The organism is Pantoea sp. Fr+CA_20, from assembly GCF_024520835.1.
In the GTDB taxonomy this organism is placed as follows: domain Bacteria; phylum Pseudomonadota; class Gammaproteobacteria; order Enterobacterales; family Enterobacteriaceae; genus Pantoea; species Pantoea allii.
This window is the reverse complement of the sequence record NZ_JALNPN010000014.1, coordinates 70,880-84,351: the sequence shown is the minus strand read 5'-3', so window position 1 is coordinate 84,351 and position 13,472 is coordinate 70,880. Positions and strand designations below refer to the sequence as shown.

Sequence of the window (13,472 nt, the reverse complement as noted above, 5' to 3'; positions counted from 1 at the left end):
CACCCGCGCGCCGCGTCACCACTTTCCTGCTTAATATCAAGATTTCTGGCAATCATTAATTGCAGCCATCACCATATCATGAGCTACGCCACCGCGCACTTCAGCACGTCCAATCGACAGCGGCAGTATCAGACGCAATTCACCAGCCAGAACCTTTTTGTCACGCATCATATGCGGCAAATAGTCTTCTGCCTGCATCTCTACCGGCCCGTTCACCGGTAAACCGGCACGTTGCAGTAGCGCAATGACGCGATCGCAGTCCTGTGCGCTGAACTGGCCCAGACGTTGCGCCGTGCGCGCCGCCATCACCATCCCAGCAGCAATCGCCTCACCGTGTAACCAGTTGCCATAGCCCATATGGGCTTCAATAGCATGACCAAAAGTATGACCAAGATTAAGTAATGCGCGCTGGCCGTGCTCGCGCTCATCTGCGGCGACGACCTCAGCCTTTAACTCACAGCAACGGCGGATACACCAGGCCAGTGCGGATTCATCCAGCGCCAGAAGACGATCAAGATTCTGCTCAAGCCACTGAAAGAATTCACCGTCCAGAATAATGCCGTACTTGATGACCTCCGCCAGACCGGAAGCCAGCTCACGCGGCGGCAGTGAGCGAAGACACTCGGTGTCGATCACGACAGACGCGGGCTGATAAAACGCGCCAATCATGTTTTTGCCAAGAGGATGATTAACGGCCGTTTTGCCACCAACCGAGGAGTCAACCTGGGACAGCAGCGTTGTCGGCACCTGAATAAAACGCACGCCACGCTGATAGCTTGCCGCCGCAAAACCCGTAAGATCGCCAATAACACCACCGCCAAGCGCCACCAGCGTGGTATCACGACCATGGGGTTTTTGCAGTAGTGCAGTAAAGACCTGATCCATCACGGCAAGCGTTTTAAATTGCTCACCGTCGGGCAAAATCACCTGATCCGTTTTCACCCCCGCCGCCTTCAGCAGAGCCGATACCTTATCAAGGTAGAGCGGTGCCAGCGTCTGGTTAGTCACCAGCATGGCATTATCACCCGCTTTTAACGGCCAAAAAGAAGCCGGATCGTTAAACAGTCCGGCGGCGATAGTGATGGGGTAACTACGTTCCCCCAGTGAAACGGTGATCTTCTCCATGGTGCTCGATACCTGTCAAAGAGCCTTCAAACGTTGGATCAACTTTTTTCCAACATGTTGATAATCTGATTCGCCACCACTTTTGCACTTTGATCGTCAGTGCGGATGGTAACATCGGCGATCTCTTCATAAAGCGGGTTGCGTTCATCTGCCAGCGCTTCAAGCACTTCACGTGGCGGCGACTCTACCTGCAGTAAGGGGCGTTTTTTATCACGCTGTGTACGTGCCAGTTGTTTCTCAATAGTGGTTTCAAGATAAACCACGACGCCGCGGGCGGAGAGACGATTACGTGTTTCCCGGGATTTTACGGAGCCGCCACCGGTCGCCAGGACGATGCCCTGCTTCTCGGTCAGTTCATTGATGATTTTTTCTTCACGATCGCGGAAGCCAGCTTCGCCTTCAACGTCAAAAACCCAGCCCACATCCGCTCCGGTGCGTCGCTCAATTTCCTGATCGGAATCGAAGAACTCCATATTGAGTTGCTGAGCCAACTGACGGCCAATAGTGCTTTTGCCGGCACCCATCGGCCCAACCAGAAAGATATTGCGTTTCTCTGCCATTTTGTCGGTATTACTAAGAATTCGTTAATGATACCCCGCTTTCAGCATTTTGCTGGCGGGACAGGAACTGAGACCTCATGAGCGTTAGCAAGAGTCAGACGAAAAATTATCTCAACACTCAAGGCTGTTTGGCAACCGATTATATTGCTAACAGCACATCCATTTCTGAATTGGCCCGTCGTTCGCGAAACTGTAATGCGTCAGTACAGCGTTGTGACATCACTGCTTACAGAGGAATTCTCTCATCTGTTTGCCTGGTTTTTCCAACACAGACGCTTACAACGTGTTAAAAATCGCTAAACCTTGTAAGCTAATTCCAGCCCTGCGTCAACGCAGTTGGACTTTATGGGCACATTTTCCGTTTTATCGTGCCGTAAGCGCTGCTTCCCTGACCAATCGCGGCGTCATAAAAATAACCAGCTCACGTTTCTTATGTTCTTCGGACTGCTGTCGAAACAGGTTGCCCACAGCGGGAAGATGACCAAGCAGTGGAACCTGGCGCTGCCCGCGCGTGCGCTGCTGATGGAAAATCCCGCCCAATGCCAGGGTTTGCCCGTCGTTGACCGTCACCTGGGTTTCAATTTCCTGCTTATCGATAGACAGGACCTGTGAATCACCGGTCTGAATCGCGCGCCCCGGTACGTTCTGGCTGATACGAATTTTTAGCTGAATGCGGCCATTGCCTAAAACGGTTGGCGTCACTTCCATGCCCAGCACCGCCTCCTTAAACTCGATACTGGTCGCCCCGCTGTTGCCCGCGGAGACTTCATAAGGGATTTCTGTTCCCTGTTTGATGGTGGCGGTTTGTTGATGCGAGGTAAACAGACGTGGGCTGGCGATAATTTCGACCTGATTCTCCTGCTCCAGGGCGCTGAGTTCTAAATCCAGGAGTTTACCCCCAATTCGCGACAGTGTGACGCCAACCGAGACGGCGGGCGAATTCAGCCCTAACGGAATATCAAGCAGAGGATGACGTAACGCACGGTCAACGACGTCGCCCGCATTGTACAGCCGCCAGTTAACGCCCAGCTCATGCAGGTGATCTTCGCTGATGGTGACGATATGTGCAGCCAGTTCCACCTGCTCCAGCGGTACATCGAGCGCGCGCACCCAGCGCTCGGTTTCTTTCAGGGCCGCCGCGCTGTCGCGTAGCAGCATGCTGTTCGTCCGGCTGTCGACCGTGGCGCTTCCTCTTGCTGTCATCAGCGACTGACGTTCGCCCTGCAGGCTGCGATGAACCTCACTGGCACTGGCATAGTGCAGGCTTATCCTGCGCTGTTGTAGGGGCTGTTGCTGCAACACCTCTGCTTGCTGCGCCTGTTCTGCCTCGCGCCGCTGCTGTTGCCAGTGCTCTGGATAAACCAGCAGAACGTTGTCCTCTTCCAGCAAGGTCAGCCGCGCCATGCGGGCGACCAGCGACAGCGCCTGCTGCCAGGGCACGTTATCCAGCCGCAGTGAGAGCGTCCCCTGAACCTCGGGGGAAATCATCAGGTTGACCTGTTGATAATCGGCCAGTGCCTGTAAAACCCGCTCAATGGGCGCATCGTCAAAGGCCAGGCTTAAGCCCTCATCATGGCTGGCGCGGGCGGACGTCAGGCAGATCAGCAGAAACGTCAGAATCGATATCCTTATCATGCGGGCTTCCTTTGAGATGAAAGGTGAAATATTGAGACGAACAGCTGCCGGGCACAGACAGCCTGAGTGTGCGCGACGTAAACTGGTCTGTTTGCCAGGGAAGCAGGGGAAAGGGTTGGTCGCTGAGCACTTTCACGGCGTTACCCTGCGGGGTCAGGAGCCAGCCCTGGAACCTCGGCGCACGGCCGATAATTCCCTGTAAGCGCCATTCGCTGAGCGGTTCAACTTCTGCCACACAAGCCACGCCGGTAAGAGGACGAAACGGATCGCGCGCCTGCGCAACGCCGCAGCAGAGCATGATCAGCATGACGCTAAAAGGTTTCATCAGCGTCCAGCCAGAGCTGCGCCACCAGGTGCGCCGGGTGTGCGGTGAGTTGAAAACGGCCAGGGAAAGCCGTCGCAGATTGGGACAGCGCTGTAAAAAGGGGCTGAAACTGCGACCACTCCAGGTGGAGCGTCAGCGCCCGCGGCTGTTCATCGCTAAGCCACGCCTCCAGTTGTGCGCCTCGCTCTGCGATAATGGCCTCCAGCGCCAGTTGCGCTGCGGGTTGCCTCGCCGCCGCCTGCGCCAGCTCAGCCTGTAACGCGTCAATGTCAGGATGCCGGGCCAGTTGCACCTGCTGCTGTTGCAGGCGTTGCTGCTGTTGTGCCAGCTGGTGCATGGCAGCGTCTAACGCTTGCCGCTGTGGCGCTAACACCGTCCACCAGGCAACAAAGAACAGGCCGGAAGCCGCCGCCAGCAGGCTGCCATAGCGAAGCGGCACGGCTAACTGCAGCCAGAACTGAAACCCGTTACTCACTGTTCTCCTCCTTCAGCCTGATGCGCAACGTGAAGTGGTAATCCCCTTCTGACTGGCGCTGCACATTGCCCTGCCTAATCTGTGAAAAAAGCGCCACGCCCGTTAAACGCTGGCGAAAATGGCGGATATCCTGCATCTGCTGCGCCTTGCCCTCCAGAAGCAAATCCGTATTGCGCTTCTCCAACCGGGTTAACCACAGCCCGTCGGGCAGCAAGCCGGGCAAGTCCAGCCAAAGCTGTTGCCAGACGCTAAACTGCCTGGCCTGCTGACGCAGCCAGCTGCGGCGTTGCTGTACCTCGGCCAGCTGTTGCAGCAGCAGTTTTTGCTGTTCCACGCGCTGCACAAGCGTCTCAAGGGCACGCGTAAGCCGGATATGCTGAAGTTCAGCCTGAGTGAGCGCCTGATGCCCTTGCCAGAACCGCAGTGCGACCGCTGACACTAAAATCAGTAACGTTATGGCCAGCGCAACAAGGCCCTGGCGTTGTTGGCGTTGCCAGCGCCAGCGACGCCAGGGTAAAAGGTTAACCGCGACCATTAGCGATCCTCGTGTCGCAGCGCCAGGCCGGTCGCCAGTACAAATGCAGCGGGGTTGTCAGGCAAAGGCGGCGACGGACAGCGCAACAGCTGCAAAGGTGAAAAAGGAACCGTACCGGCGGGGGATGAAACGCTATCAGCATCACAATAAAAAACGCGGCTTGCCTGAGGAAAAGCCTGCTTATGCAGCGCCGCCAGCCCGACCTCATCGGCAAAAGATGCGGCGTTGATGCCGTCACTCCACAGGTAGCGTGCATCCTGTCGCAAAACCACTACACTTCCCGCAGTAAATTGCGCCTGTTCAGTAACGATATTGAGCGCCTGGGTGGCAAGTTCAAATACGCTGGGTTTCAGTCCTGCCTGTGCCAGCGGAGCGTGCCACTGTTTAACCACATCCAGCCGGGCGGCCGTGACACACAGTTGCCCATGCGCGGGGTCGAGACGGTAATCCAGCGCCAGTTCGCGCGGATCAACGGGAAAAAGACGTTGGGCAGCCGCCCGGACAAAACGGCTTAATGCCGGTTCTTTTAACGGCGGTTCGGGAAGCGAAAGCGGCTGCTGCAGTACCAACTGGGCAGGAAGCCCTACACGCAGTGAGTAGCGCTGGGGTAAGCACTTTCGCCAGCGGTCTAACACTGACAGCAATTCAGGGGAAGATTGCAGCACGCCGTTTCTTAACGTATCTTGCGCCAGCCGCTGCTGCCACCAGTGGCATAATTGCCAACCCTGGCGGCGACGCAGGATGGCAAGGGCACAGCACTGCCTGTTCTGGATATCCAGCCCAATTTGCCAGGTGTGAAAAGCCATGCGCGCGATCTCCTTATCGTCCGGAAAAATGGACATATCAAAGCGTCTGGCTTGCCTTTATACTACTGCGCGGTTGCTTATAAACTGCCCAAACGACAACAGATGGGAAATCTCAGGTGAAGTTCGTAAAGTATTTATTAATCCTTGCAGTGTGTTGCATCTTGCTGGGAGCTGGCTCGATTTATGGTTTGTACAAATATATTGAGCCGCAGTTACCCGACGTTAACACGCTGAAAGATGTGCGTTTGCAAACCCCAATGCAGGTTTACAGCGCTGAGGGCGACCTTATCGCCCAGTACGGTGAAATGCGCCGTATACCGCTTAGCCTGCAACAGGTTCCGCCTGAGATGGTTAAAGCATTTATTGCAACGGAAGACAGCCGCTTCTATGAGCATCACGGTGTAGATCCCATCGGGATTTTCCGTGCTGCCAGTGTTGCGCTGGTGTCAGGCCATGCTTCGCAGGGGGCCAGTACGATAACCCAGCAGCTGGCACGTAACTTCTTCCTTAGCCCAGAACGCTCCCTGATGCGAAAAATCAAGGAAGCCTTTCTGGCGATTCGCATCGAGCAGTTGCTGAATAAAGACGAGATTCTTGAGCTTTACCTGAACAAAATCTACCTCGGCTACCGGGCTTACGGTGTGGGTGCCGCCTCACAGGTTTATTTTGGTAAGCCCGTTAATGAGCTGTCATTGAGCGAAATGGCGACCATCGCCGGTCTGCCTAAAGCCCCGTCGACCTTTAACCCGCTTTATTCACACAGCCGCGCCGTCGCACGTCGCAATGTCGTTCTGGCCCGTATGCTGGATCAGCATTACATCACCCAGCAACAGTACGATGAGGCGCGTAACACACCGTTAGTCGCCACCTATCATGGCCCTAAAATCGTCTTCTCTGCGCCTTATCTCAGTGAGATGGCACGCCAGGAGATGGTAAAACGCTATGGTAATAATGCTTACACCGATGGCTACAAGGTTTACACCACCGTCACGCGACGTCTGCAGCAGTCTGCGCAGGAAGCCGTGCAGAACAACGTAATGGCATATGATATGCGTCATGGCTACCGTGGCCCGACCAGCGTGCTGTGGAAAGTCGGTGAACCTGCATGGGGACAGGCGCAGATTGTTAAAGCGTTAAAAAATCTTCCTCTGTACGGTCCCCTTCATCCGGCCGTTGTTACCCATGCGCAGAGCGATGAAGCCACCGTCATGATGAAAGATGGTAGCAACGTGTCACTGACCATGGCTGGCGTTCGCTGGGCGCGTGCCTTTAAGTCTGACACGGTGCAAGGGCCAACCCCTAAAAGCCTGACTCAGGTTCTGCAGCCAGGCCAGCAGGTTTGGGTACGCCAGGTCGGCGATACATGGTGGCTGGGCCAGGTCCCGGACGTGAACTCGGCACTGGTTTCGTTAGATCCGACCAACGGTGCCGTGCGCGCACTGGTGGGCGGTTTTGACTTTAACCAAAGCATGTTCAACCGCGCTACTCAGGCACTGCGCCAGGTGGGCTCGAACATTAAGCCGTTCCTGTACACGGCCGCGATGGATCGGGGATTAACGCTGGCATCCATTCTTAACGACGTGCCTATTTCCCGCTGGGATGCAGGTGCCGGTGCGGACTGGCGTCCGAAGAACTCACCGCCTACCTACGATGGCCCGATTCGTCTGCGCCAGGGGCTGGGTCAGTCGAAAAACGTTGTGATGGTTCGCGCGATGCGTGCGATGGGCGTGGATTACGCGGCCGAGTACTTACAGCGCTTTGGCTTCCCGGCGCAGAACATTGTGCATACTGAATCACTGGCCCTTGGGGCAGCCTCGTTTACCCCTCTGCAGGTGGTGCGCGGTTATTCCGTCATGGCGAATGGCGGCTTCCTGATTGATCCTTACTTCATTAGCAAAATTGAAAATGAACAGGGACAAACTGTTTTTGAAGAAAAACCGAGAATTGCCTGCCCTCAGTGCAACTTACCGGTAATTTACGGTGAAACCAAAAAAGCGCTGGCGCTGAACGCCGAGAGCGTTGAGAACGTTGCGCCTTCGGCTCAGCAGCAAAACCAGACGGTGCCGCAGCCTGAGCTGGAGCAGGTACCGGCACAGCCGCAGCCGGGTGGTGAACAGCAGTATGCGCCGCACGTGATTAATACGCCGCTGTCATTCCTGATCAAAAGTGCGCTGAACAGTAATATTTTTGGCGAACCGGGCTGGATGGGCACGGGCTGGCGTGCCGGGCGCGACCTGAAGCGTAATGATATTGGCGGAAAAACGGGCACAACCAACAGTTCCAAAGATGCCTGGTTCTCGGGCTACGGCCCCGGCGTCGTCACCTCGGTGTGGATCGGCTTTGATGATGCGCGTCGCGATCTGGGTCGCAGTACCCTTTCTGGCGCGATTCCCGATCAAATATCGGGTTATGAAGGCGGCGCGAAGAGTGCACAGCCTGCCTGGGATGACTTTATGAAGGTCGCTCTGGATGGCGTGCCGGTTCAGCCGCTCACGCCACCGGATGGCATCGTGACTGTCACCATCGATCGGAGTACGGGCAAACTGGCAAACGGCAGTGGTAATACGCGCCAGGAGTACTTTATCAACGGGACGCAGCCAACCGAGTATTCGGTGCATGATGCCGGCACCACCATTATGGATAATGGCGAGAGCCACGAACTGTTCTGATAATCCTCAGGGGCGGCGCGAGTCGCCCCTGCTTATCCGGCCTGTCTTGCGCGGATGTTAATAGCTGATACGTCCCTGCTTCACCAGCCACTCACGTACCATAAACAATGCACTGACGTTGCGCGCTTCGCGAAAATCAGGCTCCTGCAATAATGCCAGCATGTTGCTTAACGGCCAGTGATGCACCACCAGCGGCTCAGGCTCATCGCCTTCCAGCTTCTCCTGATAAAGCCCTTCTGCCACGACAATATTCATCTTGCTGGAAAAGTACGACGGCGCCATGGTCAGTTTGCCCAGGGTAGTCAGCTGGCCCGCACCGAATCCCGCCTCCTCTTTGAGTTCACGGTCCGCAGCCTGGTTTACGGTTTCACCCGGATCGATCAAGCCTTTAGGGAAGCCCAGTTCGTAGGTCTCCAGACCCACCGCGTACTCTTCAATCAGCACCAGGTGATCATCGATAATCGGCACGATCATCACTGCTTCACGTTCCGAGGGCTTCATGCGCTCGTAAATACGCCGTGCGCCATTACTAAAGGCCAGGTCTACCGCTTCAACAGTAAACAATCGAGACCTTGCCACGGTTTCTACATTGAGGATGTCAGGTTTTTTTAACGACTTTTTCATATCAGCCTCAAACTTGCTGCGCCAGCACTCAGGAGCGAATTAGCATACCTAACGATCCGCCTTTGTGCGACTCTCCAACCGCACGCAGCGCGTATGCCGCTTTTATCTACGATAACACTGGTTTCCTGAGTACAAAAAATTTGTGTTAGTCAATATCTCGCTTCAAAATTCAGATAATGCCGATACAATAACGGGTGCACTGTCGTTACTATTCTGGCAGTGTGTGATGTCATAACGCCTAATTAAATGATTTACAGAACTATTTCGTTTATTGTTAAACGTGTCAGAGTTGTTTAACCTCCCATAAATCGTCTTGCATCGTGGGCGAATCTGGGGATGTAAGTTTAAAGTGAAGGCAGTATTTTGGCTGAATTGAGCAAAGCATGAGCACAATAATTATTATATTGGCCGTAGTGCTAACCTGTTCAATTCTGGCAGGTATTGGATTTTGGTACGCTATGCGGCGCAGGCCCCCGTTGGCGAAACCGCTGCCATTCATTAGCCCGCCCTGCCGTAAGCTGTCTGAACGGGAGCGCAAGGCGGTTGAACAGTACCTTGCTGCCCTTGAAAAACAGCCCCGTATCCTCAGTCCCGGTGAATCCCGCCGTCAACATGACAAGCTGGTGCTGACCGCGCAAAGCAACAATGTCTATCCTGTCACGCGGGCGATTACCCGTTATGGCCTCTCCACCGACGATCCCCATAAGTGGCGCTACTATCTGGATGAAGTGGAAGTCCATTTGCCGCCGCTGTGGGAACAGTACATCACGGATGAAAACTACGTTGAGCTCATCCGCACCCAGTCCGTTCCATTAATCATCTCTTTGAATGGACACTCGCTGGTGGATTACGCCGTTGATCAGCAGTCGCTACCCAGCCTGATACGTCCGGCTTCCACCAACGCGTCGATCCGCAAAGCGGAAAGTGAAAACGTGGAATTAGTGCGGGTGCGCAAAGAAACCCTGGAAGAGTATCGGCTGTCTCGCCCTGACGGCACGCGGGAAGCGGTCATTATTTCTTTTGCCTTGATGTTGTTTTTTATCGGCTTGCTGTTGCCAGCCAGCCTGATGATCTGGCTGTCGGTGATTGCGGGCATCATGATCGTCGCCAGTCTGTGGCTGATGTATCGTGTGCCTGGTGAGAATGGCCTGCGTGAAATTCACTGTCTGCGCGGCGCGCCCAAGCGCTGGGGCTTATTTGGTGAGTCAAATCAGGAACAGAGCAACATTACGCTGGGGATTATCGATCTGGCTTATCCTGCCCACTGGCAGCCCTACGTTGCTCACGATCTGGGTCAGGTGACGGACGTCGATATTTATCTGAATCGCCAGGTGGTGCGCCAGGGGCGCTTTCTTTCACTGCAGGATGAGGTCAGAAATTTTCCGCTGCAACGCTGGCGTAAAAATGTCGTGCTGGCCTGCGGCTCGCTGATTGTTCTGGCTTTGTTAATCACCTGGATTCCGCTCAGCATGCCCATCAAGCTGAGTCTGGCCTGGGCTAAAGGCACCGACAGCCTGGATGTCAGCAGCGTTAACCAACTGAGTAGCGTGGATCTTAAAGTCGGCGACAGCCTGAAGGTCACAGGGACCGGCATGTGTGCGGTGCCGGACAACTACCAAAGCAATCGCACCTATACCTATATGCCGTTCGATTGCTCACAAATTTACTGGAATAACGCAACGCCCCTGCCGCTGCCCCACTCAGATATTATTGAGAAAGCCTCGGCATTGCTGGATACCACGACGAAACAGCTGCATCCCGAAACCAACACCGATCCCAAACTGAATCCTCAGTTAGCCTCGGCAATTCAGAAATCGGGCATGATTCTGCTGGATGACTTTTCAGACCTGGTGCTGAAAACGCAGGCGCTCTGCAGCCAGGCACAGGACTGTATGCGCCTTAAAAATGCCCTGGTGAACCTGGGTAATGCCAAAGACTGGGACACCTTAGTCAGCCGCGCCGATTCCGGTCAGCTTAACGGGATGAATGTCCTGCTGCGTCCGGTCAGTGCTGAAGCGCTGGAAAACCTGGTACACACCGCGACCTCCACCTTCTTCTTCCGTGAAACGCGTCGCGCCGCTGAGAACCTTAACAGCCCACCGCCGGGCGGATTCGTTATCGCCAGCGATGAAGGGCACCAGCTCGTCAATCAGCCCCAGCCTGCTGTTCCGCTGTTTGATCTGGATGCATCGTCACAGTGGCAAGAGCTGCAACGTCTGTCCTCACTGTTGCTGCATACGCCGTTCAGCGCCACCGGCATCATTACCAATATCTATACCGATGCAAACGGCACACGCCACATCGCCCTGCACAATGAGCCTGATGCCATGGCAAAATGGCGCTATCTGGGTGCCGCGCTGTTGCTGATGGTGCTGCTGGCCTGCGGCATCGTGAACGGCCTGCTGGCATTGCGGCGCATTCATCTGAATCGTCAGCGTATGCATGCTATCCAGCAATATTACGATAAATGCTTTAATCCTACGTTAAGCACTATACAGGGCGTGCGCTCCATATTTTGAGCCCCCTGCAACTGTGCTACCCTGTTGCGCTAACTGGCAACGGGTAAATTCACCATGATGTTCAACCGGTCTGACTTTGACACCGTGCTGCTCGATATGGACGGCACGTTGCTCGATCTGGCGTTTGACCGCTTTTTCTGGCTGGAGCTTGTCCCTGATACCCTGCGTACCCAACGCGGTATTTCTGCTGCTCAGGCGCGTCAGATTATTGAAGAAAAATATCAGGCCGTGGCGCATACGCTAAACTGGTATTGTCTGGATTACTGGTCGCAGGCGCTGCAGTTAGACATTCATGCCATGACCTGGGAACAGCGCCATCGCGTCAGCTTGCGTGTTGATACACTGCCTTTTTTACAGGCTTTACGTCAGGCGGGTAAACGCACCATCCTGCTCACCAATGCGCATCCCTGGAATCTGGACGTTAAACTGAAACAAACAGGTTTAGCATCACACCTTGATTTATTACTTTCCACCCATACCTTTGGCTATCCGAAAGAAGATCAACGTTTGTGGCAGGCGGTTGAGCAGCACACTGGCTTTGATGCATCACGGACAGTGTTCATCGATGACAACGAAACCATTCTTGATGCCGCCAAATCATGGGGAATCGGCTGGTGCCTGGGCGTCAGTAATCCTGACTCCGGTCGTCCTGAACAACACTTTCAGCGTCACGGTGCAATAAGCGACTACCGCACACTGATTCAGGCCTGGGAGCAGCAATGAAAGAAAAACCAAGCGAAGGCGTTCGTCTTGATAAATGGCTTTGGGCGGCGCGTTTCTACAAAACCCGTTCTATCGCACGCGAGATGATTGAAGGTGGCAAGGTTCATTACAACGGCCAGCGCAGTAAACCCAGCAAGCTTGTCGAGCGGGATGCTGAGTTAACCCTGCGTCAGGGTAATGATGAGCGCACCGTAGTGATCGCCGACATCAGCGAGCAGCGCCGTTCTGCCAGTGAAGCACAGCTGCTTTACCGCGAGACGGAAGCCAGTATTGAAAAACGTGAAAAAGTAGCCCTGGCGCGCAAGATGAATGCGCTGACCATGCCCCATCCCGATCGTCGGCCCGACAAGAAAGAACGCCGCGATTTGATGAAATTTAAGTTATCGGGTGATGAATAAGCAGGTTACTGAACCTGTCACCGCCCGCCAAAAGAGAGAAAATTATGTCTGAGCACGATCAACTGCGTCGTTATCTGTTTGAAAATGCGTCCGTTCGCGGCGAACTGGTCAATGTTTCAAACACCTGGCAAGCCATCCTGAAAAATCACGACTATCCGCCTGCGGTACAAACCCTGCTGGGCGAATTGCTGGTGGCGACCAGCCTGCTTACCGCAACGCTAAAATTTGATGGTGAAATTACCGTTCAGCTCCAGGGCGATGGTCCCCTGACGTTAGCCGTGATTAATGGCAACAATCAGCAGGAGTTACGCGGTATCGCACGGATGAAAGGTGACATTCCTGACGACAGCACACTGAAGAGCATGGTGGGCAATGGCTATTTGGTCATTACCATCACGCCTGAAAAAGGCGAGCGCTATCAGGGCGTGGTCGGTCTGGAAGGCGACACGCTAAGTGAATGTCTGGAAGACTATTTTATGCGCTCCGAACAGTTGCCGACCCGCCTGTTTATTCGCACCAGCAACGCAGGCGCAGCCGGGATTCTGTTGCAGGTTTTACCGGCTCAGGACACCGATAAAGAAGACTTTGCGCATCTGGCTACGCTGACCGAGACGATTAAAACGGAAGAGCTGATCGATTTGCCCGCGACCGATGTGCTGTGGCGTCTTTACCATCAGGAAGAAGTGACCGTTTACGACCCGCAGCCGGTTGTCTATAAATGCACCTGTTCGCGCGAACGTTGCAGCGAGGTACTGAGAACGCTGCCGCAGGAAGAAGTCGACGAGATTATTGCTGAAGATGGCAAAATCGATATGAACTGCGACTACTGCGGATCACATTACGTGTTCGATGCGGTAGACATTGCCGGGATTCGTAGCCACTCCCTTGAGAACAGCAATCGCCTTCACTGATCCGACCAGGGCGGTCAGGCCGCCCTGCCTGCCCCATCGCTATGCCCTTAATTTACTTAGCAAATTATCTTTTTTTACTTTCTTAACATCTTAAAAACGTTCGAAACATACCCTTAACGCGCCCTGAGTCTCATTTTTAACGAACAAGCCTTTCTCGCCTGACACAG

13 protein-coding genes are annotated in these 13,472 nt (G+C 54.5%); 5 read left to right on the top strand and 8 right to left on the bottom strand.

Going from position 1 to position 13,472, the window contains the following annotated elements:
• Positions 1-36: 36 nt before the first annotated feature.
• The 7 genes from aroB to pilM form a co-directional block, all read right to left on the bottom strand.
• Positions 37-1,125, bottom strand: coding sequence for a 3-dehydroquinate synthase (gene aroB / locus NR177_RS16385; protein ID WP_063877504.1), 1,089 nt, complete (start codon positions 1,123-1,125; stop codon positions 37-39).
• A 38-nt stretch (positions 1,126-1,163) separates the two neighbouring features.
• A complete protein-coding gene (aroK, locus tag NR177_RS16380) occupies positions 1,164-1,685 on the bottom strand; it encodes a shikimate kinase AroK (RefSeq protein ID WP_063877505.1) in 522 nt (173 codons plus the stop codon).
• Positions 1,686-2,048: 363 nt separating this feature from the next.
• Positions 2,049-3,320 (bottom strand): DNA uptake porin HofQ, encoded by a 1,272-nt coding sequence (gene hofQ / locus NR177_RS16375; protein WP_241568173.1) that lies wholly within the window; start codon positions 3,318-3,320, stop codon positions 2,049-2,051.
• Positions 3,256-3,645 (bottom strand): HofP DNA utilization family protein, encoded by a 390-nt coding sequence (locus NR177_RS16370; RefSeq protein WP_256853252.1) that lies wholly within the window; start codon positions 3,643-3,645, stop codon positions 3,256-3,258. The genes hofQ and NR177_RS16370 overlap by 65 nt, the downstream gene beginning before the upstream one ends.
• Entirely contained in the window at positions 3,632-4,120 is a 489-nt protein-coding gene (locus NR177_RS16365) for a hypothetical protein (RefSeq protein WP_256853251.1), read from the bottom strand. The genes NR177_RS16370 and NR177_RS16365 overlap by 14 nt, the downstream gene beginning before the upstream one ends.
• On the bottom strand, positions 4,113-4,655 hold the full coding sequence (locus NR177_RS16360) for a PilN domain-containing protein (protein WP_256853250.1): 543 nt from the start codon (positions 4,653-4,655) through the stop codon (positions 4,113-4,115). Before NR177_RS16360 ends, NR177_RS16365 begins: the two co-directional genes overlap by 8 nt.
• Positions 4,655-5,461 carry a pilus assembly protein PilM gene (gene pilM, locus NR177_RS16355; RefSeq protein ID WP_256853249.1) on the bottom strand — a complete coding sequence of 269 codons (807 nt, stop codon included), beginning with the start codon at positions 5,459-5,461 and terminating at the stop codon, positions 4,655-4,657. The genes NR177_RS16360 and pilM overlap by 1 nt, the downstream gene beginning before the upstream one ends.
• A 116-nt stretch (positions 5,462-5,577) precedes the next feature.
• On the opposite strand from pilM, the gene mrcA reads away from it, so the two are divergent.
• Positions 5,578-8,130 (top strand): peptidoglycan glycosyltransferase/peptidoglycan DD-transpeptidase MrcA, encoded by a 2,553-nt coding sequence (gene mrcA, locus NR177_RS16350; protein WP_096011061.1) that lies wholly within the window; start codon positions 5,578-5,580, stop codon positions 8,128-8,130.
• Positions 8,131-8,187: 57 nt separating this feature from the next.
• On the opposite strand, the gene nudE is transcribed toward mrcA, so the two are convergent.
• Positions 8,188-8,754, bottom strand: coding sequence for an ADP compounds hydrolase NudE (gene nudE / locus NR177_RS16345; protein ID WP_063877511.1), 567 nt, complete (start codon positions 8,752-8,754; stop codon positions 8,188-8,190).
• A gap of 383 nt (positions 8,755-9,137) precedes the next feature.
• Here nudE and NR177_RS16340 point away from each other — a divergent pair, with 383 nt between their 5' ends.
• The 4 genes from NR177_RS16340 to hslO are packed head-to-tail and all read left to right on the top strand — an operon-like array spanning position 9,138 to position 13,305.
• Complete coding sequence (locus tag NR177_RS16340) at positions 9,138-11,273, top strand: intracellular growth attenuator family protein (protein WP_145394616.1); 2,136 nt, start codon at positions 9,138-9,140, stop codon at positions 11,271-11,273.
• A gap of 57 nt (positions 11,274-11,330) precedes the next feature.
• Positions 11,331-11,996, top strand: coding sequence for a GMP/IMP nucleotidase (gene yrfG / locus NR177_RS16335; RefSeq protein ID WP_371560244.1), 666 nt, complete (start codon positions 11,331-11,333; stop codon positions 11,994-11,996).
• Positions 11,993-12,394, top strand: coding sequence for a ribosome-associated heat shock protein Hsp15 (hslR, locus tag NR177_RS16330; protein WP_063877514.1), 402 nt, complete (start codon positions 11,993-11,995; stop codon positions 12,392-12,394). The genes yrfG and hslR overlap by 4 nt, the downstream gene beginning before the upstream one ends.
• A gap of 44 nt (positions 12,395-12,438) precedes the next feature.
• A complete protein-coding gene (gene hslO / locus NR177_RS16325) occupies positions 12,439-13,305 on the top strand; it encodes an Hsp33 family molecular chaperone HslO (RefSeq protein ID WP_096011058.1) in 867 nt (288 codons plus the stop codon).
• Positions 13,306-13,472: the final 167 nt, after the last annotated feature.